Below are 24,002 nucleotides of genomic sequence, written 5' to 3'. Positions count from 1 at the left end.
AGGGCTGCTCAGCCCTCGAAGACGCCGGCCTCGACGAGACGCTTCTCGGTCTTGTCCCACCCGTGGTCGGGGTGGGTGGCGGCGAGGTTGCTGATCTCGGCGCGGATCTTGGCGGCGTGACCGGCGGTGGCCAGCGTCCGGATCTCCTCGACGAAGGCGTCGGAGTCGGTACGCAGGTGGGCGGTCTTGCCGTTGGTCAGGTTCCGCACGTAGGCGTGCTTGCCGCCGTTGAGCGGGATGAGGTACTTGAACTCGCCCAGCACGCTGAGGGCGCCACCCTGGCCAGCCTGGCCGGCCCGGACTGACGCGCGCGCGGTCTTCGAGGTGTTGCTCGCCACGGAGATGCTCCTTGCAAGACGTACGGGAGGACGGGGAACGTCCGGGGGCTGTAGCGGGTGACGCCCGGTGGTCGTCTGACGCTCGGTGTTCGTCGAAACGCCCGGTGGGTCGTCGGCCCGCGAAGTGTTGCGACGGCACAGAACCGCCCAGAGAAATATACACGACCACGGTGCCTGGCAGCTCACCGTGCCCGTCGGAGTGCACAACCCGGGTCACCGGTCCGGGTATTTCCCGGCGGCGAATTTTCCGATTCCCTGGCGCACCATCCGTCACAGCAGTCATCATGTGTGGCAACAGCCACTCGGGTGTCGAGGTCGTAGGGGAAGACGCACCTCGCCCTCCGGGAGGTCACCGTGCCAACGCGTGGCGTCGTATACGTCCACTCGACCCCGCTCGCCGTGTGCTCGCACGTCGAGTGGGCGATCGCGCGCGTCCTCGCCGCGCCGGTCAACCTGCACTGGACGGCCCAGCCCGTCGATCCCGGCGCCCGCCGGGCCGAGTGCGGATGGACCGGTCGGCCGGGGACGGGCGCCGAGCTGGCTGCTGCCCTGAGGCAGTGGCCCATGATCCGTTTCGAGGTGACCGAGGAACCCAGTACCGGCGCGGACGGCGAACGCTTTATGCACGTGCCCGGCCGGGGCCTGTTCCGGGCCGCGGTGGGCGCGGCCGGCGACATCCAGCTCGGCGAGGACCGCCTGCGCAGCATCATGGCGTCGGTACGCCCGGAGGCCCTGGCGCACGCCCTGGACAAGGCGATGGGCACCGCCTGGGACGCCGAGTTGGAGCCCTACCGCTACGCCGGGGACGGCGCGCCGGTGACCCTGCTGACCCGGGTCGGCTGACCGAGCCCGCAGGTCTCGCCCTGCCGGCTCCCGCATCTCGCACTGCCGGGCACCTGCATCTCGCACTGCCGGCACCCGCGCCGAGGGCGATCCGGGTGCCCGCGTCGACGACGAGCTTCGCGCTGCCTGCTCCGCTCCCGGAGCGATGTCTTCGCGAGGAGCTCTATGCCTGTCCGTCATATTTATGACGGACAGGCATAGAGCTCTCCAGGAGGTTGTACTCACCCGAGTGCGCGCGCCAGCGACCGTGTCCGGTTCGGGTGGGATGACCGCCACGCGAGCGGCCGGACCCGAGTGGGCCACCCTGGCCTCCGAGCCGCGCGAGGGGCCGCCGCCCACCGGGCGGCCGGTCCGGGTGAATCCGCTCACCCGGACCGGCCGCGCCCCGACCGGCACCCGCCGGGGAGTCGGACACCCGGTCGGGGACGGGCACGCCGCGCCCACCGCCTGACCTGGCCGGGTTGCCGCTGATCTCCGGCGCGGGTTGGATGGGCCGGGTGCCGATCTCCCCGCGACGTGCCGGCGTCGCCGTCACCGCCCTGACCGCGCTGCTCGCCTCCGGATGTGCGGGGGAGGGGCAGGCGCCCGCGCCGGCCCGCCCCGAAGCCACCCCGACGGCCACTGCGACAGTCGCCGCGTCCGCCGCCGACGACCCGGCCGGCCGGGCCGCCGCGCTGGCCGGCACGCTCGGCGACGAGGACCTGGTGGGCCAGGTGCTGATGCCCTACGCCTACGGCAGCTCGGCGACGACGGTGACCCCCGGTTCGGCCGCCGGCAACCAGGCCCTCGCCGGGGTCGACACCCCGGCCGAGATGATCGCGAAGTACCGGCTCGGCGGGCTGATCCTGGTCGGGTTCAGCGCCGACGATCCCACCTCGGGCAACCAGTCGACCACCAACGTCGACAACCCGGCCCAGGTGAAGAAGCTGACCGCCGGGCTGCGCGAGGCCGCCGGGAAGCTGGCGGCCGGCCCGGCGCCGTTCCTGGTCGGCACCGACCAGGAGTACGGCGTGGTCACCCGGATCACCGACGGGGTGACCACGCTGCCCAGCGCGCTGGCCGCCGGGGCGGCCGACGACCCGGCCCGCACCGAGGCCGCCTGGAAGGCCGCCGGCACCGAACTGGCCGCGATGGGGGTGAACCTGGACTTCGCCCCGGTCGCCGACGTCCTGGCCACCCGCAGCACGGTCATCGGCTCGCGGTCCTTCGGTGCGGACCCGAAGCGGGCCGCCGCGCAGGTCGCGGGCGCGGTCCAGGGGTTGCAGAGCGCCGGGGTGGCGGCCAGCGTCAAGCACTTCCCCGGGCACGGCCTCAGCGCCGCCGACTCGCACCAGGAGGTCCCGGTGGTCGGCCAGCCCCGGGCCGAGCTGGACGCCACCGCCTTCCCGCCGTTCCGGGCCGGCATCGACGCCGGGGCGATGGCGGTGATGTCGGCGCACCTCGACGTCACCGCCGTGGACCCGGGCACCCCGGCCACCTTCTCCCGCAAGCTGCTCACCGACGTGCTGCGGGGCGAGCTGGGCTTCCAGGGGGTGGTGATCACCGACGGGATGAACATGCCGCCGGCCAAGCGCTACCCGCCGGGCGAGGCGGCGGTGAAGGCCCTGCTCGCCGGCAACGACCTGATCCTGATGACCCCGAACGTCGGCCAGGCGTACGACGGGCTGCTGGCCGCGCTGCGTGACGGCACGCTGCCCCGGGATCGGCTGGTGGCGTCGGTCACCCGGGTGCTGACCATGAAGTTCCGGCTCGCCGACCGGCCGACGCCGGCGATGTCCACGCTCGACAGCGCCCCGCACCGGGCCGCCGCCACCGCGCTGGCCGCCGCGGCGGTCACCCAGGTGCGGGGGAAGTGCGGCGCGGCGGTGTCCGGCCCGGTCACCGTCACCACCTCCGACGGGCGGGACCGGACCCGGGCGACGCTCACCGCGGCGTTGACCGACGCGGGCGTGCGGGTGGTGCCCAAGGGCGGCACCCGGGTGCACCTGGTCGGTTACGGCGACGGCCCGAAGGATCTCGCCGCCGACGCGGCGGTCACCGTGGCGATGGACACCCCGTACGTGCTGGAGAAGGCGACCTCGCCGACCCTGTTGGCGACCTATTCGTCCAGCCGGGCCTCGATGACCGCGCTCGCCGGGGTGCTGGCCGGCAAGGCCCGCCCGACCGGGCGTTCCCCGGTGCCGCTGACCGGGCTGCCTGCCACGAACTGCCCGGGCTGACCCCTGACACCGGCGTGGCCGGCCGCCGACGGAGGTCGACGGCCGGCCACGGTCGGCACGGTGGTGGGTCAGTTCAGCGGGACCTGCTGGGCCACGGCCGCGCCACCGGACTCGAAGGCGGCCAGCAGTGACGTCGGGGTGCCCCCGCTGACCGGGACCGTCACGGTGACCCGGTCACCGGCGGCCAGCCGTACGGTGTGCTCGCCCCGGGCCGTGTCGCCGTCCCAGGCGTACAGGTAGGCGGTTCCGGCCCGGTCGGCACGCAGGGTGACCTGCACGCCGGCGGTGACCCGGTGGGCCGAGGTCAGCCGCAGCGCCGAGTTCTTCAGCCTCGGCACGGCGGCCGGGGCCACCCCGTCCACGGCCGACTGGGCGATGGTCTGCGGGCTGTGCACGCTGCGCGCCGAGGTGTCCGGGAACACCGGCGTGCTGGGCTGCCGGGCCGCCGGCTGGTAGCCGGGCAGGGTGGCCAGACCATAGCGGTACGGGTCGGCCCGGACGCCGGTGAAGGTGGACCAGCCCAGCCGGGACTGCGAGCTGAGGTCCTGGGTGTCCGAGTCGTAGACCAGCACGTTGAAGCCCATCCGGGCCGGGTCCACCGCGTCGGGCAGCACCGCGAACGGGATCATCGTCTCGATGGTGTACCCGGTGTACGGGGAGCTGACCTTGCTGACCACGGTCATCCCGGGCGCGGTGGTCGCCCCCGGGCCCTGCCGGTTGTCGGCGTCGCGCTGCCAGCAGGGCGGGTTGCCGTTGGCCGGGTCGTCGGTGATCGGGAAGATGCCGGCCTTGAACACGGTGGAGGTGTCCGTCGAGTTCCCCTTCGGGTCGACGATGATCTCCACGCTGTCGGTGCGGCGCTGCCGCTTGCAGTCCTGCGGGACCACCTTCTTGCCGAGCACGTCGTCGGTGACCTGGACGATCACCTTCAGCCCGTCGGCGGTCCAGGCGATCCGACCGGTCGCCGAGGCGTCCTGCGGGGTGGTGGCCTGCCCCTCCCAAATGCGGGAGAAGTCCAGCTCCGGGCCGGGGTACTCGCCGGGCGAGGCCACCCCGTCGACGGTGCCGTCGCCGGCGCGCGGGACCTCGGTGGTCGGCACGATCTCCAGCGCGCCGGTCTCCACGGTGCTGCCGGCGGCGCTGGTGGTGGTGATGGTGATGCCGTAGTCGCCGTCCGTGCCGCCCTCGTTGGCGGTCGGCAGGGTGGCGTCGGTGTTGGTGACGGTGAAGGTGACCGCCCCGGTCGCGCCGGGGGCCAGCGCCGGGTAGCTCTTGGTGGCCGCGTCGGCGGTGAAACCGGCAGGCAGGCCGAGGGTGACGGTGCCGCTGCGGCTGACCCGGCCGTGGTTGCGCAGGTCGATCCGGACCGACCGCTGCTTTCCGGAGCCGATGGTGAGCACCGGCTTGATCAGGGTGTCCAGCTGCGGGTATCCGCCCTCACCGGCCCAGGTGCGGAACGTGCCGACCTCGGGCAGCGGCTCCAGGGTGCCGCGTACGTCGGCGACCACCCGGACGGCCCGGTCGGTGCGCCCGACACCCTGGCGGGTGGTCAGGGTGGCCCCGATGAGCTGCTGCTGGTTGGTGTCGGCGTCGGCCGGGACGGTGACGGTGAACTTCCGGGTCCGCTCCTTGCCCGAGGGCACGTCGTTGTTGAGCACGCCGGAGCCCTTGGCCTTCCAGCCCGCCGGCAGCCGCAGGTCGATCCGGGGCTTGACCAGGGCACGGTTGTGCGGGGCGCGCAGGTGCGCGGTGACCTCGACGGTCGCGCCGGGGGCCAGGTCGAACCGGTCGGTGGTGAGGTACAGCTCGGTGCCCTTGGGGAGGCCACCGGTCGCCGGCGGCAGCACCGAGCCGCGCAGGATCGCCTCCGGGGAGGAGTCCGCCGGGTCGTACGGGACGCGGCTGTCGATCAGGGTGTAGAAGTCGCACCGGATCTTCGTCGGGTCGGTGGGGGCGGCGGCGGTGCCGGCCCAGCCCTGGGTGACGTACTCCCGGCGGGCGTCGACCTCGATCTCGGCCCAGGTCTTCCCGCTGGCGCTGGGGGTGCCCTCCCAGACGCCGAAGACCTGGTCGGTCGGGACGGTCGGGGTGAAGCTGGTCGCGCACTGCGGGCCGGCGGCGGAACTGCCGGTGCCGCCGCTGCGCAGGAACTTCGCGGCCCGGAACGGGGTGAGGCCCTCGGCGCTGAGCTGCTCGGGGAAGGCGTTCGGGTCGGCGGCGGCGTGGAACGCCTCGGCGGCGAACCGGGCGGCCTGCTGGTGGTTGCCGTGGTTGCCCGGGGTCGGCGACGGGTTCATCGTCATGATGATCTCGGGCCGGGTCGTCCGGATCACCCGGACGATCTGGGCGAGGGTGTCGTCGTGGCCCCAGATCTGCTCGGACAGCGGGGCGGACGCGGTGTACCAGAAGTCGACCCGGTCGAGGTTGTAGAGGTTCTCCACGCCGGCCTTGCCGATCGCGGTGCGTTCCTCCCGCTCGCGGATGATGCCCAGCGGCGGGCCCTCCTCCAGGCCGACGGCGTTGCCGCCGCCCTCACCCCGGGTGATGGTGACGACGCCGGCCTTGGCGCCGTACTTCTCCTTCCACTGGCCCAGGGTGGCGAGGCTGCCGGCCTCGTCGTCGGGGTGGGCGCTGACGAAGAGCACGTCGAGGTCGACGGCCTTGGGGGGGCGCACGTCGGCCGGGGCGGCGACGGCGGTGGCGGGCGCCCCGGCCACGGCCAGGGCGAGTGCGGTGGGTAGCAGGAAACCCTTGATGCGCATGCAGATCCTTCCGGGACCACGATGTCCGGGCGGCGACCGTCCGTGTCGGACGCTGGGCGTCGGACGCGGGGTCGCCGGTGGACGGTGAGGCGGCGGGAACGGGAACGGTGGGCGTCGTCGGACGCGGTGCACCGGGTACGGCAGCGGTACGGGTTCCGTACACACTGGAAGGCCTTCGCCCGGTGACGCTAGGGACCAGCGCGGCGGCACGTCAATGCTTTGCAAGGTATTTCTTCCTTTGCAGAAGAAATAAAGAGGGTGGTGTCCGGGATGTCCTACGGTGCGCCGAAACGGTGAACGAACCCGCCCAACGCTTCCAATTGCGGACGTTGTTGCTGCTCCGACGGTCTGAGGTGACCCGGCTGAGACGGACTTGTTACTTGACTCTTTAATTCGTTCGCCGTAGGAAGGAAGTGTGACAGACGTGGTGACGCCACCAACGAGCCCGGTGAGCCGGGAGCGGTCGAAGGAGATCAAGCGGCTTTCCGTGATCTCCACCGCCCGCCAGGTCCGGGTGCTCTCCCGGGCCGAGCTGACCGAGCTCACCGGCCTGAGCCCTGCCACGCTCACCCCGCTGGTGCGGGACCTGATCGCCGAGGGATACCTGATCGAGCGCGGGCCCGGCACCTCCCGCGCCGGTCGGCCCCGGGCGATGCTGGAGTTCAACCCCCGCGCCGAACTGGTCGCCGCCGTCGCGCTGGAGCCGTCCCGGATCAGTTGCGAGATCGCCGACAGCGACGGCGCGGTGGTCGCCCACCGCGCGGTCCGGCTGACCGGCGACATCGTCGACACCATCTGCCGGTCGGTGCCCGAACTGGCAGGCGACGGGCTGCCGGCGCTGCGCGGGGTGGCCATCGCCGCGCCCGGCGTCATCTCCGGCGGCGCGGTCCGGCTCGCCCCCTCGGTCGGCCTGATCGAGGGCCGCCCGATAGGGGAGTCGGTCCAGCGGACGCTCGGCGTTCCCGTGGTGGTGGACAACGACGTCAACCTGATGGCGGCCGGCGAACACGCCGCCGGTGCCGGCACCGACGTCGCCGACCTGCTGCTGCTGCACGTCGCCGACGGCATCGGCGCGGGCCTGGTGCTCGACGGCCAGGTCCGGCGGGGCGCCCGGGGCGCGGCCGGCGAGGTCGGTTTCCTGCCGCTGGACCCGGCCGACCGGGGACACGACGGGATCGGCCCGTTCGAGGCACGCTGGTCGGAGAACGCGATCGCCGAGCGGGTGGTCGCGCTGGCCCCCGGCCGCCGCCCCGACTCGCCGGTGCGCGCGCTGGTCGAGCTGGCCGCCGCCGACCCGCGCGCCGCCGGATACCTCGACGAACTGCTGCACGCCTGGTCCCGGCTGATCGTCTCCTGCGTCTGCGTGATCGACCCGGGGCGGGTACTGCTCAGCGGTGCCGCCGCCGAACTCGACGACGCCGCCGTCGACCGGCTCCAGGACCTGGTCACCGCCGCCGCGCCCAGCACCACCGAGGTACGCCGGGCCGTGCTCGGCGACCGGGCGGTGCTGCACGGCGCGGTCAGCTACGCCCTCTCGGCTGCCGCCGCCGGGCTGCCCACCCTGTTACCGGCCCCTTGACCTGCTCGAACCGCTGATTCTCCAGCCCACACCCCTCGGAGGTACCCCATGAGACGTCGACTTCTGCTCGCCGGAGCGCTCGCCACCGTCCTCGCCGCCGGCACCGCCTGCGGCGGCGGCTCGGACGACACCGCAGCCGGTGAGACGGAGAAACTGACGATCTACACCGCCCGCGACAAGAAGGTCTCCACCTTCGTCGTGGACAAGTTCACCGCCAAGTACCCCGAGTACAAGGGGAAGGTGGAGATCCTCAACCTCGGCGCCCAGGAGATCCTGGAGCGGGTCCGGGCCGAGAAGGCCAACCCGCAGGCCGACGTCTGGTGGGGCGGCACCCAGCAGGGGCTGGCCGCCGGCGCCGGCGAGGACCTGCTCGCCGCCTGGCAGCCCGCGTTCGCCAGCAAGATGGACGCCAAGTACAAGGACGCCGAGGGCCGCTGGTTCGGGGAGATCCTGCTGCCCGAGGTCATCATGTACAACAACAAGGCGCTCACCCCGGAGCAGGCCCCGAAGGACTGGGACGACCTGCTGAAGCCGGAGTGGAAAGACAAGATCGTCATCCGCGACGTGGCCGCCTCGGGCACCATGCGGTCGATCTACGCCGCGATGATCATGCGGCAGTCGCCGGACGGCAGCAACCCGCAGCCCGGCTACGACTGGCTCAAGAAGCTCGACGCCAACACCGGCGCGTACGCCGCCAACCCGGCCGACCTCTACCTCAAGCTCTCCCGCCAGCAGGGCACGCTGAGCGCCTGGAACCTCCAGGACATCCTGCTCCAGGCCAACCAGTCCAACATGCCGTTCGGCTACGTGATGCCGGCCTCCGGCGCCCCGGTGCTCGTCGACGGGCTGGCCACGGTCAAGGGCGGCAACAGCGCCGGCGCGCAGAAGTTCATCGAGTTCCTCTTCGACGACGCGCTCCGCGCCGACCTGGCCAAGGACTACTACCAGATCCCGGCCATCGAGATCGCCCAGCAGCCGGAGTGGCTGGCCCAGCTCAACCTCAAGCCGCTCGACGTCAACTGGGACATCATCGGCAAGAACGAGACCGAGTGGATCAACCACTGGAACAGCCAGATCAAGAACAAGGGCTGACCGTACGGGTGCCGGGGGTCGTCCCGCCCCCGGCACCGCCCGTCCCGCCACACCGCCCGGCCAGGTCCGGTACCGCATGAAGGAGAAGACATCATGATCGATGTCACGCTGGAGTCGGTGAGCAAGCGCTTCGCGCGTGCCGGCGACACCGCTGCCGTCGACGACGTCGACATCAGCATCGCCGCGGGGGAGTTCTTCACCCTGCTCGGCCCGAGCGGCTGCGGCAAGACCACCACCCTGCGGATGGTGGCCGGGTTCTACTTTCCCACCTCGGGGCGGATCCGGTTCGGCACGGAGGACGTCACCCACCGGCCGCCGAACAAACGCGACACCGGCATGGTGTTCCAGAACTACGCCCTCTTCCCGCACATGTCCGTCGCGCAGAACGTCGCGTACGGGCTGAAGATCCGCAAGGTGGGGCGGGCCGAGTCCGCCCGGCGGATCGAGGAGGCGCTCGGCCAGGTCCACCTCGCCGGCTACGGCGACCGCCGGATCGACCAGCTCTCCGGCGGCCAGCAGCAGCGGGTCGCGCTGGCCCGCGCCCTGGTCATCCGGCCGCGTACCCTGCTGCTCGACGAGCCGCTGTCCAACCTCGACGCCAAGCTGCGCGAGGAGACCCGGGTGGAGATCCGGCGCATCCAGCAGGAGGCCGGCACCACCGCCATCTACGTCACCCACGACCAGTCCGAGGCGATGGCGATGTCCGACCGGATCGCCGTCATGGAGTCCGGCCGGGTCCGTCAGATCGGCGCCCCGCAGGAGATCTACCACCGGCCGGCGACCGCCTTCGTGGCCCGGTTCATCGGTCGCAGCAACGTGCTCAGCCTGCCGGTGGTCACCGCCGCGGCTGAGACGGTCACCGTGGGCCTGCCCGACGGCAGCGAGACCGCCGTCGCCGCCCCCGCCGACCACGGCCTGCGCGCCGGGGAAACCGCCCTGGTCTCGGTACGTCCCGAGCACCTCGGGCTCACCTCGGCCACCGAGGCCGGTGCGCTGCCCGGCCGGGTGACCGAGGTGGAGTTCACCGGTATGGCCACCAACCTCGTGGTCGAGGTGGCCGGCGAGCCGGTGCAGGTCGCCGCGATCGACGTCCCGGACGGCATCGCCGTCGGCGACCAGGTCGGCCTGCGGCTCAACCGCCAGCGGATGTGGGTGGTGACCCCGTGAGCGCGAGGAGTGAGCCGGTTTTGCGAGCCCCGCAGTCGCGAACTGAGGTGACCCCGTGAGCACCATTCCCGCCACGCCGAGCCCGGCCACCGTGCCGCCGGTCACCCAGGACCCCGCCCCGCCGCCCGCCGCCCGGCCCCGGCCCCGGCGCGGCCTCAACGCCAACTCGCCGTGGTTCCCGTACCTGCTGGTCTTCCCGCTGGCACTGATCCTCTTCGGCTACGTGGCGCAGCCGATGTTCGCCACGTTCGCCGAGAGCGTCGGGGTGGACGGGGTCGCCAACTACACCGAGTTCGTCACCGGCACCGGGGTCGCCCGGTCGGCGCTGCTCACCTCGCTGGGCATCTCGGCGGCCAGCGTGCTGCTCTGCGGGATCGTCGGGGTGGCGATGGCCTTCCTGCTCAAGCGTTTCTCGTTTCCCGGCCGGCGGCTGATCGAGGCGATCATCCTGGTGCCGGCGGCGCTGCCGCCGCTGATCGGGGCGATCTCGTTCCAGTTGCTCTACAGCGAGACCGGCATCCTGCCGCGCGGCCTGCAACACCTGTTCGGCACCGAGAACCCGGTGCTGCCGTTCACCGGCATCGGGGGGGTGCTGGTGGTGCACACCTTCACCATGTACCCGTTCTTCTACCTCGCCGCGTCGGCCGCCCTGGTGGGGATGGACCCGTCGGTGGAGGAGGCGGCCTACAACCTGGGCGCGAGCCGGGTCCGGGTGTGGCGCACCGTGCTGCTGCCGATGCTCACCCCGGCGCTGGTCTCGGCGTCGCTGCTGGTCTTCATGACGTCGCTGGCGTCGTACACGGCGCCGTTGCTGTTCGGGGTGGACCGGACGATGACCATGCAGATCTACATCAACCGCACCAACGGCGACCTGCCGATGGCCTCGACCTACGCGTCGGTGCTGGCGGTGGCGTCGGTGCTGTTCCTGCTCGGGATGCGCTGGTACGAGGGGCGGCGCAGCTACCGTTCCCAGTCCAAGGGCGTCGCCTCGCACCGCCGGGAGATCACCAACCCGTTCGGCAAGTGGTTGGCCCTGGTCGCCTCGGTGCTGGCCACCATGGTGCTGCTCGCCCCGGTGGCGACGATCGCCCTGGTCGCCTTCTCCCGGGACGGTTCGTGGACCACCGAGGTGATCCCGGCGGAGTACACCACCGCGAACTTCGTGACGATCTTCTCGGACCCGGGGGCGTACCGGCCGATCCTCAACTCGTTGCAGATGAGCCTGCTCGCCACTGTCGGCTGCGTGGTGGTCGGTGTGCTGATCGCGTACGCGGTGCGCCGGCTCGACTTCCGGGGCCGGGGGCTGCTCGACGTGGCGGTCATGCTGGCCTGGGCGCTGCCCGGCACGGTGGTGGCGATCAACCTGATTTCGGCGTTCAGCACGGGCAACGCGTTCAGCTTCGGCCAGGTGCTGATCGGCACCTTCTGGATCATGCCGTTGGCGTACTTCGTGCGGTTCCTGCCGCTGGTGTTCCGGTCGAGTTCGGCGACGCTGGCCCAGATCGACCCGTCGCTGGAGGAGGCCGCCCGTAACCTCGGCGCGCCCTGGTGGCGGGCGTTCGGCACGGTCACCCTGCGGCTGATGCTGCCCGGTGTGCTGGCCGGCGCGCTGCTGGCGTTCGTCAACGGGGTGGGCGAGTTCGTCGCCTCGGTGCTGATCTACACCTCGGAGACGGCACCCATCTCGGTCGAGATCAACAACCGGATGTACTCGTTCGAGGTCGGCACCGCCGCCGCGTACGGCATGCTCCAGGTGGTGTTGATCTTCGTGGTGATGGTGATCTCCGGCCGCCTGCAGAACGGCGGCCGGGCCACCCGGGAGGCGGCGAAGTGGACGGCGTGACCTGGCCGACCGGTGGCGGGCTGCTGCCCGCCACCCGGATTCCCGGCGGTGAGCTGGCCGCCGTCGCGGCGGCGGCCGACTACGCGGTGCTGCCCGTCGGCGCCGTCGAGTGGCACGGCCCGCACCTGCCGCTCGGCACCGACCTGATCCTCGCCGAGGGCTTCGCCGCCGAGGCCGGCGGTGCTGCCGGGCCGCGCGGGGTGCTCTTCCCGGCGGTGCCGTACGCGGCCTGCCCGGGGCAGACCCGGCCCTGGCCGGGCACGGTGTCGATCCGGCCGGAGATCGCCGTCGGCTACCTCGCCGACGTGATCGAGGGGATCGTCGCCGCCGGGTTCCCCCGGCTGCTGATCGTCAACGGCCACGACGCCAACATGTCCACCGTGCGGGCCGCGATGGAGTGGGTCTCCGGCCGACGTACCGCCAGCCTGCTGCTGGTCAACTGGTTCCAGCTGGTCACCCCGGCGGAGACCACCGAGCTGTACGGGCCGCTGACCGCCCGGGGGCACGGGGGCGCGTACGAGACCTCCGGGGTGCTCGGGTTCGATCCCGGCGCGGTCCGGCTCGACGCCGTGGCGGACCTGCCGCCGAAGCCGAAGCTGCCGGTGGGCCACCCGTACGTGCTGGTCGAGTCCCGGCCCGACCCGTGGCAGGGCTGGTCCGGGCACATCTCGCTGGCCTCCGAGGCGGCCGGCCGGCAGGTACGGGCCACGGCCGGCGCGCGGCTGCGGGAGATCGTCGCGGCCTGGGTGGCCGCCCCGCCGCCCGCTCCGCCCACCGCCGACCCGCTGCCTGACGCGGCGGCCGACAGCCCGGCCCCGACGGACGGGCCGACCACGACGGCCGGTGACCCGACGGCGACGGACGGGGCGACCGGGGGAGACCGATGAGCGTGGACCGGGGACTCGACATCGTCGACTTCCACCTGCACTTCCGCATCGGCACCGACGAGACGATCCACGCCTGCGAGGACGCCGCCGGGATGCACCCGGGCGGGGAACACGAGCGGGCCGTCCGGGCCGCCGGCTCCGCCCCGTACGCGAAGGCGTGGCGGCAGGCGTGGAGCTTCCCCGACCCGGAGCCGCCCGCGCCGCGCTGGCAGGACGAGGCGGACCGGTGGGCCGACGAGCTGCGTGCGGTGCGGGTACGCCGGGCCGTCTTCGTCACCGGCGGCGGCAACGACACCGTCGCCGACGTCGTCGACCGGCACCCGGACCTGCTGCTCGGCTTCGCCCACCACGACCCGTACTCGCCTGGGGCCGCCGCCGAGCTGGAGCGGGCGGTGACCGGACGGGGCCTGCGCGGGCTGAAGCTGTTCGCCCCGCTGCTGCGTGGCCCGCTGGACCACGCCGACCTGGACCCGCTCTGGTCGACCGCCCAGCGCCTCGGGGTGCCGGTGCTGATCCACATCGGCCACTACGGCAGCGCCGGTGGCCTCTCCTTCGGCCGGTACGGCGGCCCCGACGAACTGTCCCGGATGGCCCGCCGGTTCCCCGAGCTGAACGTGGTGGTGCCGCACTTCGGCGTCCAGCACGTGCAGGATCTGCTCTTCGCCGCCTGGGGCTGCCCCAACATCCACGTCGACACCTCCGGCTCCAACCAGTGGGTGCGCTGGATGCCGTACAGGCTGACGTTGGAGGACCTGTTCCGCCGCTGCTACGAGACGATCGGTCCGCAGCGCATCGTGTACGGCAGCGACTCGTCGTGGTTCCCCCGCGGCTACGTCACCCGCTACCTCGACGACCAGCTGCGGGTCTGCCGCGAGCTGGGGATGCCCGACGACCACCTCCGCGCGATCTTCGCCGGTAACGCCGAACGGCTGCTGGGCCTGACCGACCGACCAGCCGAGAACCCGGGAACCGGCCCCCGCGCCGCGTCCCGGCCCGGAAGGAAGTAAGGAACCGCCATGAGCGAGCTGACCACCTACCAGCGGCACCACCTGGCCCCGACCTACGACCACCACGTCGGCCACCTGTACCCGGCGATGGTGCGCGCCAGCCAGGCGCACGTGGTGATGCTGACCGAGCAGGGACTCGTCCCCGCCGAGCGGGGGGCCCGGCTGCTGCGCGGGCTGGCCGCGCTGCGCGCCGACGACAGCCCCGCCCCGGCGTTCGACGGCAGCTTCGAGGACACCTACTACCTGCTGGAGAAAAAGCTCGCGCAGGCGTGCGGCCTGCCCCCGTCCGAACTGGACGTGCAGATGGCGCGCAGCCGCAACGACCTGGACGCCGGGGTGTTCCGGATGCTCCTGCGCGACCAGCTGATCGGGGTGCTGGACCGGGTGCTGGTCACCGGCGTGACCGCGCTGGACGTCGCCGACCGCTACGCCGACGTGGTGATCACCGGTTACACCCACCGCCGGCCCGCCCAGCCCACCACCATCGGGCACGCGCTGGCCGGCTACGCCGAGGCGCTGGCCGGCGAGGCCGCCGCGTACGCCGACGTGATCGACCAGCTCAACGTCTCGCCGCTGGGCTCCTGCGCGTTCGCCGGCACCGACCTGGACATCGCCCCCGCCCGGGTGGCCGAGCTGCTCGGCTTCGACGGCCTGGTGACCAACTCCTACGAGGCGGTCGCCGGCGCCGACCACCTGGTCCGGGTGGGCACCCTCAACGCGCAGGCCCTGGCCACCGGCGCCCGGCTGGCCCGCACCCTGATGGACTGGCTGACCTGGCAGTGGGTGGCCACCCCCGGGGACTTCACCCAGGGCAGCAGCATCATGCCGCAGAAGCGCAACCCGGTGGTGCTGGAGCACCTGGTGTCGATGGCCGGCGCGAGCGCCGCCGACGCGGCGTCGGTGCTCAACAACGTCGGGGCGGCCTGGTGGGAGGACTCCAACAACGCCACCACCGACGTTCAGGTCCGGCTCTGGGACAGCAACGACCGGGCGGAACGGTTCTTCGCCCTGGTCGGCGGCTTCCTCGCCGAGTTGGAGCCGCTGAACCCGCCCACCCGGGAGGAGATCGTCGCGTCCGGGGCCACCACCACCGCGGCGGCCGACGCGTTGACCCGGCACGGGGTGCCGTTCCGGGCCGCCCACTCGGTCGTCGGTCGGCTGGTCCGCGCCGGTGCGCCGGGCACCTGGACCGCCGAGGGGGTCCGGGCCGCCGCCGACGGGCTGGCCGGCGGGCTCACCGACGCCGCCGTCGCCGACCTGATCGCCGCCGCCGTCGACCCCGAACTGGTGCTCGACCGGGCACAGGTGGACGGGCCGGGCGCCGCCGCCGTCCGCGCCCAGGTGGCGACCCTGCGGGCCGCGTTCACCGGCGTCGCCGACCGGCTCGCCGTGACCCGGGACCGGCTGGCCCGCGCCGACGAGGCGCTGGACGCGGTCGCCGCCGAGGTGGCCGGCCGGTGAGCGCGCCGATCGGGCGAACCGGTGGCCGTCGGCCCGCGCGGCCAGGCGGCCCATCGTCGCGGAGACGATTGGCGGACACGGTGGTGACGGGGCGGTGGAGCAGGTGAGCGTACGGCTGGCCGGCCGGGCCGCCGCCGGCACCCGGACCGGGGAACTGCTGCTCGGCATCGACTTCGGTGGAACCAAGATGGCCGTCGGGGTGGCCGACGACACCGGTCGGCTGCTGGCCCACCGGCGGATCGCCACGCAGTCCGAGCAGGGTGCACCGCAGGCGTTGGACCGGGCCCTGGAGTTGGCCGCCGCGCTGCTCGCCGAGGTCGGCGGGCCGCTCGTGGCGGCCGGGGTGGCCTCGCCCGGGGTGGTCCGCCCCGACGGCATCGACCTCGCCCCCAACGTGCCCGGCTGGGAACGGCTGCGCCTGGCCGACGCCGTCTCCGACGCCCTCGGGGTGGCCCGGGTGGCGGTGGACAACGACCTGAACGCCGCCGCCCTGGCCGAGCTGCGGCTCGGTGCGCTGCGCGACGCCGACCCCGGCCTGGTGGTGGGGATCGGCACCGGCGTGGCGGCGGCGGTCACCGTCGGCGGCCGGGTCCTCGCCGGGTACCGGGGCGCGGCCGGTGAGATCGGCTACGCGGTGGCCGGTGGCCCGTGGCCCGGCACCATGCTGGAGCTGGACTTCTCCGGCCGGGCCCTGGACCGGTTGGCCGACGAGTTGGGGGTGGCCGGGCAGGCGGCCGGGCTGTCCGCCGCCGCCGAGCTGCCCGGTGTGGCCCGCGACGCGCTCACCGCCCGGGTCGACGAGCTGGCCCGGCACCTGGTCACCTGCTGCCTGCTGCTCGATCCGCAGCGGGTGGTGCTGGTGGGCGGGGTGGCCGGTAGCGCGCTGATCCGGGGGCTGCTCGTCGACCGGCTGGCCGAGGTGCTCCCGCACCGTCCCGACGTGGTGCTGTCCCGGTTCGCCGACGACGCGGCGCTGCTGGGTGCGGTGACCCTGGCCCGGGAAGCGGTGCCGGCACCCCGCTGACCGGGTCACCTGGGCGTCCGGGCCGCGAGGGGCGGACCGGTCGGACCGCGTGTCCGGCCCGCGAAAGGGGGCGGGCCGGACACCCGGTGCCTGGCGGGTCAGAACGTGGGCGGGGTGGGGCTGGTCGGAGTGAGCACGCCACCGGCCCGGGTGCGGACGGCGTGGGCCGCCCCCGCCGCGTTGCGGACCACCTTGGCGGTGTCGTGGCTGACCATGGCCCGGTTCTGCTTCACGATCCGGCCGTCGATGAGCACGGTGTCGATGTTGGCGGGGGTGGCCGAGCGGACCAGCGTCGACTCCAGGTCACCGATGGGGGCGATGTTCAGGTCGTCCGCCCGGATCAGGACGATGTCGGCCCGCTTGCCGGGGGTGATCGATCCGGTCACGTCGGCGAGGCCCAGCGCCTTCGCGCCGTTGATGGTGGCCATCTCGATCGCCTGCCGGAACACCACCGGAGGCAGCGTCGCGGTGTCCGTGCCCACCCACGGGATGCCCAGGTTCCAGGCGACGTTCATCGACTCGAACATGTTGATCGGGGCGAGCGAGCTGGCGTCGAAGGACAGCGAGACGGTGATCCCGGCGGCCAGCATCCGCAGGAGTTGGCCGTGGAAGCCGCCGGCCGTGCCGAGGCGCAGCTCGGAGTGGACCGAGAAGCTGACCGGGGCGTCGGTGCGGACCATCGCCTGCCGGTCCGCCTCGTCGAACGGCAGGGCGTGGCAGAGCAGGAAGTCGGGCCCGAGGAAGCCCATCCGTTCCAGGTCGGCGGCGTGCACGGCCGTCGTCGGGCCCTGCCCGGAGTGCACCGAGACCGGCAGCTTCCGCTTCCTGACCTCGGCCATCTCGGTCAGGAAGGTGGGCAGTTGGCCGGGCCCGCGCAGGTTCACCCCGAGGTGCACCAACCCGTCGAACGGCGACTTCTTGCCGAACCAGGTGGAGCTGACCCGGTCGATGTCGGCGAAGTCGATCGGCTGGGTGGCCGGCTGGCCGTCCCGGTGGCCGTACGAGTAGCGTGCCCGCACCAGGCCGTCGGCGTGCGCGTGCAGCTCCGCGTCGGCGTACTCGGGCCCGCGTACGTTGTGGGCCCAGTTGTTGACGGTGGTGATGCCGGCGCTCGCGCACTCGACCAGACCGAGCAGCACGCTGTGGTAGAAGTCGTCAGGTTGGTAGGCGGCGACCGTGGCCGACTTCGCCGCGAAGTACTCGAATCCGGTGGAGACGAAGTTGCGGCCCAGGGCGCTCCACATGTGGTAGTGCGTCTCCACGAAGCCGGGCATCGCGATCATCTTCGAGGCGTTGATGACCTGGGCACCCCGGGCCCGCAGACTCGGGCCGACCTGGACGATCCGTCCGTCGAGCACCTCGATGTCGGCGCGGGCCCGGTTGCCGATCACGGGGTCGACGGAGACCAGCGCCGCGTTCCTGATCAGGTAGTGTCCCCGCGCCGGACGCCAGCCCGGCGCGCGACCCGGCCGGTGCGGCCCGGGGGAGGCGGCGCGGGCCGGCGTGGGGAGCGCGAGCGGTGACACGGCGGCGGCTCCGGCGGCGGCCAGCAGGGCGCGTCGACCGAGCAGTGGGGCGGGAGCGGGCCTGCCGCAGTCGTCGAAGAGTGTCGTTGTGTGGTCGTCGCCGTGCTCCGGCGTCGAGGCTGTGTCCGGGGTGTGAGGCATGCGGGCAAGCTAGGAAGATGCGGTTTCCGCGAAATTTCCGACCGGCTAGTATCCGGTGAACGCGCTGGTCCCGGCCACATGCTGAGAAGATCATCGGCGGCCCGCCACCCGCCGACAGGCCCCGCTCGCCCACCGTCACCCCGACGGTGCCGGCCCTGCGGCGGAACTCCCCCTGACCGGATTGCCGTGGTGGGCCGGACGCCCGGTGCTCACGCCGGCAGGTCGGCGCTCGCCTTCACCAACTGGTACGCCGGCAGCATCGCCTCGAACTCCTCGGTGTCCAGCCCGCCGAGGGTGATCATCAGCTTGCCGTACAGGGTGGACACCAGGATCGCCCGCTGGCGTTCGCCGTCCTCGGTCCAGGTGGCCTCGAAGGCGTCCAGCGGGCCGGCCTTGGTCCGCCGGTACTGCTGCTCCTTCGGGCTGGTGAAAACGGCGAGGTACTTGTCCACCGTCTCCTGCGGGTTCAGCGGGGTGGCCCCGGTGATCCGCCAGACCCGCAGGAACCCGATGTGCCCGGCCGGCTTCGCGTCGATCTCGCAGACCGGAACGGCCGGGCCGATGGTGAACTCGGCACCTGACGTCACCGCCTCGACCTTCCACTGCGCCGGTACCGAGAAGGTCATCGACAGGGTGCAGGCGCTGTCTTTCGGGCCGACCGTGGTGGCGGCGGCGGCCGGGGCGACGTCGTCGTACCACGGTGGGCCGGCGGTGACCGGCGCGGTCGTCGGGCTGGCCGACGGCGCGGGCGTCGTCGCCCGCTCCGTGGCGGCCCCGGCGCAGCCGGCGGTAAGGGCGAGGGTGAGCGCCGCCAGTGCGGTCGTACGTCGGATCATCGTCCCGTTTCCCGTCGGATCTCCCGCCGTCCGTCGCGGCGGCCGACGGATGCTAGCCGACCGGTGGCGGGCTGCGCTGACCGTTACGGCGACCCGGCCCGTGATCACGTCGCGGTTCCGCGCACCCGACTCGACGTGTCGTCCCACCTGTCGCGATCCGACCACGCCTGACGCCGACGGCCCGGCTCCCCAGGGGTGCCGGGCCGTCGGGCTGCTGGCGCCGTCAGGGACGGGTGAAGACCAGGGCGACGTTGTGGCCGCCGAAGCCGAACGAGTTGTTCAGCGCGGCGGGCACGTCCAGGTGGCGGACCTTGTTCGCGGCCACGTCCATGTCGAGACCGTCGTCCGGATCGTCCAGGTTGATCGTCGGCGGGATGACGCCGTCGCGGATGGTCAGGATGGTGGCGATCGACTCCAACGCGCCGGCCGCGCCGAGCAGGTGCCCGGTCATCGACTTGGTGGCGGTCAGCACCGGGTGGTCGCCGAGTGCCCGGTGCAGCGCCTTGATCTCGGCGAGGTCGCCCACCGGGGTCGAGGTGGCGTGCGCGTTGACGTGCACGATGTCGGACTTGGCCACGTCGGCGTCGGCGATCGCCTTGGCGATGGCCCGGATCGCGCCGGCCCCCTCGGGGTGTGGCTGCACGATGTCGTACCCGTCGGAGGTGATGCCCGCGCCGGCGAGCCGGGCGTAGACGTGTGCCCCCCGGGCGGCGGCGTGGTCGGCCCGCTCCAGCACCAGGATGCCGGCCCCCTCACCGAGGACGAAGCCGTCGCGCCCCTTGTCCCACGGGCGGGAGGCCTGCTCCGGCTCGTCGTTGCGGGTCGACATGGCCCGCATGGAGCTGAACCCGGCGATCGGCAGCGGGTGGATGACCGCCTCGGTGCCGCCGGCCACGACCACGTCGGCCCGACCGGAGCGGATCATGTCCAGGCCGAGCGCGATCGCCTCCGCGCCGGTCGCACAGGCGCTCGCCACCGAGTGCACCCCGGCCTGCGCGCCCAGCTCCAGCCCCACCCAGGCGGCGGGGCCGTTGGGCATCAGCATCGGGATGGTGTGCGGGGAGACCCGGCGCGGGCCGGACGCCTCCAGGATGTCGTCCTGCGCGAGCAGGGTCAGGGCGCCACCGATGCCGGAGCCGACGCTGGCGCCCAACCGCTCCGGGTCCAGCCCGGAGTCGGCGAGACCCGAGTCCGCCCAGGCCTGCTGCGCCGCGATCAGCGCGATCGCCTCGGAACGGTCCAGCCGGCGCAGCTTGACCCGGTCCAGCACCTCGCTCGGCTCGACCGCGAGCTGGGCGGCGATCCGGACCGGGAGCTGGCCGGCCCACTCCTGGGTGAGCGGACCCACCCCGGAGCGGCCGGCGAGCATGGCGTCCCAGGTCGACGCGACGTCCCCGCCCAGCGGGGTGGTCGCGCCGAGCCCGGTGACGACGACGTCGACGTGACTCATCTCAGGACTGCGCCTCGATGAAGCTGACGGCGTCCCCGACGGTCTTCAGGTTCTGCACCTCGTTGTCCGGGATCTTGACGCCGAACTTCTCCTCGGCGGCGACCACGACCTCGACCATGGAGAGCGAGTCGACGTCGAGGTCGTCGGTGAAGGACTTCCCCTCGGCCACGTCGTCCGGGTTCACCCCGGCAACCTCTTCGAGGATCTCGGCGAGGCCGGAGGTGATCTCGTCACGGGTCATTACGGTGGGTTCCTCTCATCGGGGTTGGTTCTCCGCCGGATGGCGGCGCGCCGCGGTCGCCGACCGCGTCGGATCTCAGGGGCAGCGGACGACCTGACCGGCGTAGGTCAGCCCGCCGCCGAAGCCGAACAGCAGCACCGGCGCGCCCGAGGGCACCTCCCGCCGCTCGACCAGCTTGGACAGGGCCAGCGGCACGCTCGCCGCCGAGGTGTTGCCGGACTCGACGATGTCCTTGGCGATGATCGCCTGCGGGATGTTCAGCCGCTTGGCGATGCCGTCGATGATCCGCGAGTTGGCCTGGTGCGGCACGAACGCGGCCAGCTCGGACGGGTCGACGCCGGCCTTCTCGCACGCCTGTAGCGCCAGCGGGGCCAGCGCGGTGGTGGCCCAGCGGAACACCGACTGCCCCTCCTGCGCGATGTACGGCCGCCAGCCCTCGATGCGTACCGCGTCGCTCTTGTCCGGCGCGGAGCCCCACACGACCGGGCCGATCCCGCTCGGCTCGTCGCCGGTGGTGGCGGTGACCACCGCCGCGCCCGCGCCGTCGGCGAAGATGATGCAGGTCGAGCGGTCGGTCCAGTCGGTGAAGTCGGAGAGCTTCTCGGCACCGATGACCAGCGCGTTGCGGGACGCGCCGGCCCGGATGGCGTGGTCGACGGTGCCCAGCGCGTACGCGAAGCCGGAGCAGGCGGTGTTCAGGTCGAACGCGCCGGGGGCGGTGATGCCCAGCTTGGCGGCGACCCGGCAGGCCACGTTCGGGCTGCGGTCGATCGAGGTGCAGGTGGCGACGACGACCAGGTCGATGTCGGCGGCGGTGAGGCCCGAGTTGGCCAGCGCCTTGTCGGCGGCGGCGGTGGCCATGTCGGCGACCGTCTCGCCGTCGGCGATGCGCCGGCTGACGATGCCGACCCGGTCCCTGATCCACTCGTCGTTGGTGTCGACGAACTGGGCGATGTCGTTGTTGGTCACCACCCGGGACGGCTGGTAGTGCCCGAGGGCGACGATCCGACTGCCGCTCATGCCTGGCCTCCGATGCGGGCGATGGGTCGGCCCGGCGCGACCGGGTCGGCGGGGTGGGCGAGCCACTCGGTGAGCGGGCCGCTGTCGTGGGCGGTGACCTCGACCGGCCCCTGCCGGGTGGTCACCTGGCCGAGCACCTGTCCGGCGCTCAGTTCGGTGCCCTCGGTGAGACCCTCGGCCGGGGTGAAGGTGCCGACGGCGGGGGCGACGACCACCCGGGCACGGGGGGTCGGGCGGTGACCGGGCGGGCCGCCGTGCCGGGCGATGAGGTCCCGGGCGGCGGGCAGGTCGGCGGGGGTGTTCAGGGTGACGATCTCCGGCACGCCGGTGGCCTTGAGTTCCCGCTTGACCAGCCCGGCGAGCGTGCCGGCCGGGGGCAGTTCGAGGACGCCTGTGACGCCCAGTTCGACGAGCGACCGCATGCACAGGTCCCAGCGCACCGGCGCGGTGACCTGCCGGACCAGCCGGTGCACCAGTTCCCGGCCGTGTGTGACGGGAGCGCCGTCGAGGTCGGAGAGCAGGAGCCGGGCCGGGGTCGACGGGGTGATCCCGGCGGCGACGGCGGCCAGCGCCTGCTCGGCGGGGCCCATGTACGGGGTGTGGAACGCCCCGGCGACCTGGAGCCGGACGATCCGGGCCTTGGCCGGCGGCTCGGCGGCGAGCTTGTCCAGGGCGTCGAGCGTGCCGGCGGCGACCACCTGACCGCCGCCGTTGCGGTTGGCCGGGTGCAGCCCGTGCGTCTCCAGCGCGGCGAGCACCTCGTCCGGGTCGCCGCCGAGTACGGCGGCCATCCCGGTCGGGGTGAGGGCGCAGGCGGCGGCCATCTCCCGGCCGCGTACCCCGGCGAGGGTGACCGCCGTCTCGGCGGAGAACACCCCGGCCAGCGCGGCGGCGGCCAGCTCGCCGACGCTGTGCCCGGCGACCAGGTTCACGTCGTGCAGGGGGAGTTGCTCGGCCGCGAGCAGGGCCGAGGCCACCAGCAGCGGCTGGGTGCGGGCGGTGTCCCTGATCTCGTCGGCGTCGGCCTCGGTGCCGAGCCGGACCAGGTCGACCCCGGCCGGCACCGACCACCAGCGCAGCCGTGACTCGACGCCGCGCAGGGCGAGCCAGGGTGTCAGGAAGCCGGGCTTCTGGGAACCCTGGCCGGGAGAGAGGACGGCGAGCACGTCTATGACTCTTCCCGATACCCCGGGGTGAGCGCTGTGCGGGCTGACACCAAACCGCACTAGAACTCTTGGAGGGTTCCTACAAACATCGGCCGTGATCGTCGCCTGGTGGCCCTGCTCACCGGTCACCCGGCGTCATTTCTGGCTCGGACCGGGTGCGCCCGTCGGGACGATCGGGTCCAGCCGGCCGACCGTCAGCGCCACCTGGAGCGCGAACGCGTCCCGGGGGGTCAGGGGGGAGAATCCGGTCACCTCGGCGATCCGACGCAGTCGGTAACGCACCGTGTTGGGGTGGACGAACAGGGCGCGGGCGGCGCTCTCCAGCGTCCCGCCGGCGGCGAAGAAGGCGTCCAACGTCTCCAGCAGTTCCCCGCCCGCGCGGACCAGGGCGGCGTACACGTCGTGGCGCAGTCGGCGGCGGGCCTCGGCGTCACCGGCGAGGGCCCGCTCGGGCAGCAGGTCGGCCGCCGGCACCGGCCGGGGCGCGGTCGGCCAGGCCGGGGCCGCCCGGTAGCCGGCAAGCGCCGCCCGCGCCGAGTCCGTCGCCTCGTCCAGACTGGGTACGGCGGGACCGACCACCACCGGACCGTCGCCGAACCCGGGGAGCAGCTTCTCGGTGGCGGCCAACGGATCGGCCGCGCCGCCGAGCACGATGACCAGCCGGTCGCCGTGTACGCCGCCGATCACCTCCACCCCGATCCGGCGGGCGTACCGGTAGACGGTGTGCAGCACGGCGGACACCTCCCCGCCGGGGGACCGCCCCACCGCCACTGCCACCGGCGGGGCGTCCGCCCAGCCCAGCGCGGCGGCCCGGCTGGCCAGCACGTCGGGGGAGTCACCGCGCAGCAGGGCGTCGACCAGCAGCGCCTGCAACCGGGCGTCCCAGGAGCCCCGGGACTCGGCGGCGCGGGCGTAGACCCGGGCGGCGGCGAAGGCGATCTCCCGGGAGAACCGCAGCACCGCCTCGCGCAGCTGCTGCTCCTCGCCGGGCGCGGCCAGGTGCGACACCTGCTCCTCGACCACGTCGATGGTCACCTTGATCAACGCCACCGTCTGCTGGAGGCTGATCGACCGGGCCAGGGCCAGCGGCGCGGTGGCGAAGACCTCGTCGGACACCTCCTGGGTGCTGTCGGTGGTGCCGCCGCCGGAACCCAGCCACTCGACAAGCGACCGGGCGCCGGCCTGCGCCACCAGCATCACCCAGGAGCGCTGCTCGGCCGGCAGCTCACGGAACCAGGGCAGGCTCTCGTCCATGCGGACCACGCTGGCCGTGGCCAGCGCCCCCGCCGCCCGTTCGATCCGGCGCAGGGTGGCCGTCAGTCCCATCCCGTCCGGCTCGCTCACCGCTCCAGCGTGACATGCCCTGAGCAGGGACTCGACGCCGGCTCCGGGGCGACCCG

20 protein-coding genes are annotated in these 24,002 nt (G+C 73.2%); 11 read left to right on the top strand and 9 right to left on the bottom strand.

What is annotated here, in order from left to right:
- Window positions 1–8: 8 nt before the first annotated feature.
- Window positions 9–338, bottom strand: a complete 330-nt coding sequence (locus Q2K16_RS12375; protein ID WP_088647745.1) for a hypothetical protein — start codon at window positions 336–338, stop codon at window positions 9–11.
- 354 nt (window positions 339–692) lie between these two features.
- Here Q2K16_RS12375 and Q2K16_RS12370 point away from each other — a divergent pair, with 354 nt between their 5' ends.
- The 3 genes from Q2K16_RS12370 to Q2K16_RS12360 all read left to right on the top strand — a co-directional run bounded on the left by Q2K16_RS12370 (window position 693) and on the right by Q2K16_RS12360 (window position 3,400).
- Window positions 693–1,181: a DUF3145 domain-containing protein gene (locus Q2K16_RS12370; protein WP_088647746.1), complete on the top strand. Its 489-nt coding sequence runs from the start codon at window positions 693–695 to the stop codon at window positions 1,179–1,181.
- A 265-nt stretch (window positions 1,182–1,446) separates the two neighbouring features.
- Window positions 1,447–1,632, top strand: coding sequence for a hypothetical protein (locus Q2K16_RS12365; RefSeq protein ID WP_302745519.1), 186 nt, complete (start codon window positions 1,447–1,449; stop codon window positions 1,630–1,632).
- A gap of 37 nt (window positions 1,633–1,669) precedes the next feature.
- Window positions 1,670–3,400 (top strand): glycoside hydrolase family 3 protein, encoded by a 1,731-nt coding sequence (locus Q2K16_RS12360; protein ID WP_302746455.1) that lies wholly within the window; start codon window positions 1,670–1,672, stop codon window positions 3,398–3,400.
- Between the two features lie 68 nt (window positions 3,401–3,468).
- On the opposite strand, the gene Q2K16_RS12355 is transcribed toward Q2K16_RS12360, so the two are convergent.
- Window positions 3,469–6,162: a sugar-binding protein gene (locus Q2K16_RS12355; RefSeq protein WP_302745517.1), complete on the bottom strand. Its 2,694-nt coding sequence runs from the start codon at window positions 6,160–6,162 to the stop codon at window positions 3,469–3,471.
- 415 nt (window positions 6,163–6,577) lie between these two features.
- On the opposite strand from Q2K16_RS12355, the gene Q2K16_RS12350 reads away from it, so the two are divergent.
- The 8 genes from Q2K16_RS12350 to Q2K16_RS12315 all read left to right on the top strand — a co-directional run bounded on the left by Q2K16_RS12350 (window position 6,578) and on the right by Q2K16_RS12315 (window position 16,222).
- A complete protein-coding gene (locus Q2K16_RS12350) occupies window positions 6,578–7,741 on the top strand; it encodes an ROK family protein (RefSeq protein ID WP_302745515.1) in 1,164 nt (387 codons plus the stop codon).
- Between the two features lie 48 nt (window positions 7,742–7,789).
- The gene (locus Q2K16_RS12345) at window positions 7,790–8,833 is read left to right on the top strand and encodes an extracellular solute-binding protein (RefSeq protein ID WP_302745513.1); all 1,044 of its coding nucleotides are present in this window, start codon (window positions 7,790–7,792) and stop codon (window positions 8,831–8,833) included.
- A gap of 93 nt (window positions 8,834–8,926) precedes the next feature.
- A complete protein-coding gene (locus tag Q2K16_RS12340) occupies window positions 8,927–10,000 on the top strand; it encodes an ABC transporter ATP-binding protein (protein WP_302745511.1) in 1,074 nt (357 codons plus the stop codon).
- Window positions 10,001–10,055: 55 nt separating this feature from the next.
- The gene (locus Q2K16_RS12335; RefSeq protein ID WP_302745510.1) at window positions 10,056–11,843 is read left to right on the top strand and encodes an ABC transporter permease; all 1,788 of its coding nucleotides are present in this window, start codon (window positions 10,056–10,058) and stop codon (window positions 11,841–11,843) included.
- Window positions 11,840–12,730, top strand: coding sequence for a creatininase family protein (locus Q2K16_RS12330; protein ID WP_302745508.1), 891 nt, complete (start codon window positions 11,840–11,842; stop codon window positions 12,728–12,730). Before Q2K16_RS12335 ends, Q2K16_RS12330 begins: the two co-directional genes overlap by 4 nt.
- Window positions 12,727–13,737 (top strand): amidohydrolase family protein, encoded by a 1,011-nt coding sequence (locus Q2K16_RS12325; RefSeq protein WP_302745507.1) that lies wholly within the window; start codon window positions 12,727–12,729, stop codon window positions 13,735–13,737. Before Q2K16_RS12330 ends, Q2K16_RS12325 begins: the two co-directional genes overlap by 4 nt.
- A 9-nt stretch (window positions 13,738–13,746) precedes the next feature.
- Window positions 13,747–15,198, top strand: coding sequence for a lyase family protein (locus Q2K16_RS12320; protein WP_302745505.1), 1,452 nt, complete (start codon window positions 13,747–13,749; stop codon window positions 15,196–15,198).
- Between the two features lie 103 nt (window positions 15,199–15,301).
- Window positions 15,302–16,222: an ROK family protein gene (locus Q2K16_RS12315; RefSeq protein WP_302745503.1), complete on the top strand. Its 921-nt coding sequence runs from the start codon at window positions 15,302–15,304 to the stop codon at window positions 16,220–16,222.
- A gap of 98 nt (window positions 16,223–16,320) precedes the next feature.
- Here Q2K16_RS12315 and Q2K16_RS12310 read toward each other — a convergent pair whose 3' ends face one another.
- From Q2K16_RS12310 to Q2K16_RS12280, 7 genes are all read right to left on the bottom strand, one after another.
- Complete coding sequence (locus tag Q2K16_RS12310) at window positions 16,321–17,889, bottom strand: amidohydrolase family protein (RefSeq protein ID WP_302745501.1); 1,569 nt, start codon at window positions 17,887–17,889, stop codon at window positions 16,321–16,323.
- 209 nt (window positions 17,890–18,098) lie between these two features.
- The gene (locus Q2K16_RS12305) at window positions 18,099–18,725 is read right to left on the bottom strand and encodes a lipoprotein (RefSeq protein WP_302745500.1); all 627 of its coding nucleotides are present in this window, start codon (window positions 18,723–18,725) and stop codon (window positions 18,099–18,101) included.
- A 223-nt stretch (window positions 18,726–18,948) separates the two neighbouring features.
- Window positions 18,949–20,175, bottom strand: a complete 1,227-nt coding sequence (gene fabF, locus Q2K16_RS12300) for a beta-ketoacyl-ACP synthase II (protein WP_302745499.1) — start codon at window positions 20,173–20,175, stop codon at window positions 18,949–18,951.
- Window position 20,176: 1 nt separating this feature from the next.
- Window positions 20,177–20,416 (bottom strand): acyl carrier protein, encoded by a 240-nt coding sequence (locus Q2K16_RS12295; protein WP_067313076.1) that lies wholly within the window; start codon window positions 20,414–20,416, stop codon window positions 20,177–20,179.
- 75 nt (window positions 20,417–20,491) lie between these two features.
- Window positions 20,492–21,436 (bottom strand): beta-ketoacyl-ACP synthase III, encoded by a 945-nt coding sequence (locus tag Q2K16_RS12290; RefSeq protein ID WP_145921163.1) that lies wholly within the window; start codon window positions 21,434–21,436, stop codon window positions 20,492–20,494.
- Window positions 21,433–22,602, bottom strand: coding sequence for an acyltransferase domain-containing protein (locus Q2K16_RS12285; protein ID WP_302745495.1), 1,170 nt, complete (start codon window positions 22,600–22,602; stop codon window positions 21,433–21,435). Before Q2K16_RS12285 ends, Q2K16_RS12290 begins: the two co-directional genes overlap by 4 nt.
- 135 nt (window positions 22,603–22,737) lie before the next feature.
- Entirely contained in the window at window positions 22,738–23,928 is a 1,191-nt protein-coding gene (locus Q2K16_RS12280) for a PucR family transcriptional regulator (protein ID WP_302746454.1), read from the bottom strand.
- Between the last annotated feature and the right edge of the window lie 74 nt (window positions 23,929–24,002).

This window comes from Micromonospora cynarisoli, assembly GCF_030518815.1.
Taxonomy (GTDB): domain Bacteria; phylum Actinomycetota; class Actinomycetes; order Mycobacteriales; family Micromonosporaceae; genus Micromonospora; species Micromonospora wenchangensis.
This window is presented reverse-complemented; position numbering and strand designations above follow the sequence as displayed.

What these genes read in the sequence shown, in the direction of transcription:
- Q2K16_RS12360 (WP_302746455.1), top strand. Translation starts at nt 1,670, where the DNA reads ATGGGCCGGGTGCCGATCTCCCCGCGACGTGCCGGCGTCGCCGTCACC.
- Q2K16_RS12340 (WP_302745511.1), top strand. Translation starts at nt 8,927, where the DNA reads ATGATCGATGTCACGCTGGAGTCGGTGAGCAAGCGCTTCGCGCGTGCC.
- Q2K16_RS12295 (WP_067313076.1), bottom strand. Translation starts at nt 20,416, where the DNA reads ATGACCCGTGACGAGATCACCTCCGGCCTCGCCGAGATCCTCGAAGAG.
- Q2K16_RS12305 (WP_302745500.1), bottom strand. Translation starts at nt 18,725, where the DNA reads ATGATCCGACGTACGACCGCACTGGCGGCGCTCACCCTCGCCCTTACC.
- fabF (WP_302745499.1), bottom strand. Translation starts at nt 20,175, where the DNA reads ATGAGTCACGTCGACGTCGTCGTCACCGGGCTCGGCGCGACCACCCCG.
- Q2K16_RS12290 (WP_145921163.1), bottom strand. Translation starts at nt 21,436, where the DNA reads ATGAGCGGCAGTCGGATCGTCGCCCTCGGGCACTACCAGCCGTCCCGG.
- Q2K16_RS12280 (WP_302746454.1), bottom strand. Translation starts at nt 23,928, where the DNA reads ATGGGACTGACGGCCACCCTGCGCCGGATCGAACGGGCGGCGGGGGCG.
- Q2K16_RS12325 (WP_302745507.1), top strand. Translation starts at nt 12,727, where the DNA reads ATGAGCGTGGACCGGGGACTCGACATCGTCGACTTCCACCTGCACTTC.
- Q2K16_RS12355 (WP_302745517.1), bottom strand. Translation starts at nt 6,162, where the DNA reads ATGCGCATCAAGGGTTTCCTGCTACCCACCGCACTCGCCCTGGCCGTG.
- Q2K16_RS12310 (WP_302745501.1), bottom strand. Translation starts at nt 17,889, where the DNA reads ATGCCTCACACCCCGGACACAGCCTCGACGCCGGAGCACGGCGACGAC.
- Q2K16_RS12320 (WP_302745505.1), top strand. Translation starts at nt 13,747, where the DNA reads ATGAGCGAGCTGACCACCTACCAGCGGCACCACCTGGCCCCGACCTAC.
- Q2K16_RS12345 (WP_302745513.1), top strand. Translation starts at nt 7,790, where the DNA reads ATGAGACGTCGACTTCTGCTCGCCGGAGCGCTCGCCACCGTCCTCGCC.
- Q2K16_RS12365 (WP_302745519.1), top strand. Translation starts at nt 1,447, where the DNA reads ATGACCGCCACGCGAGCGGCCGGACCCGAGTGGGCCACCCTGGCCTCC.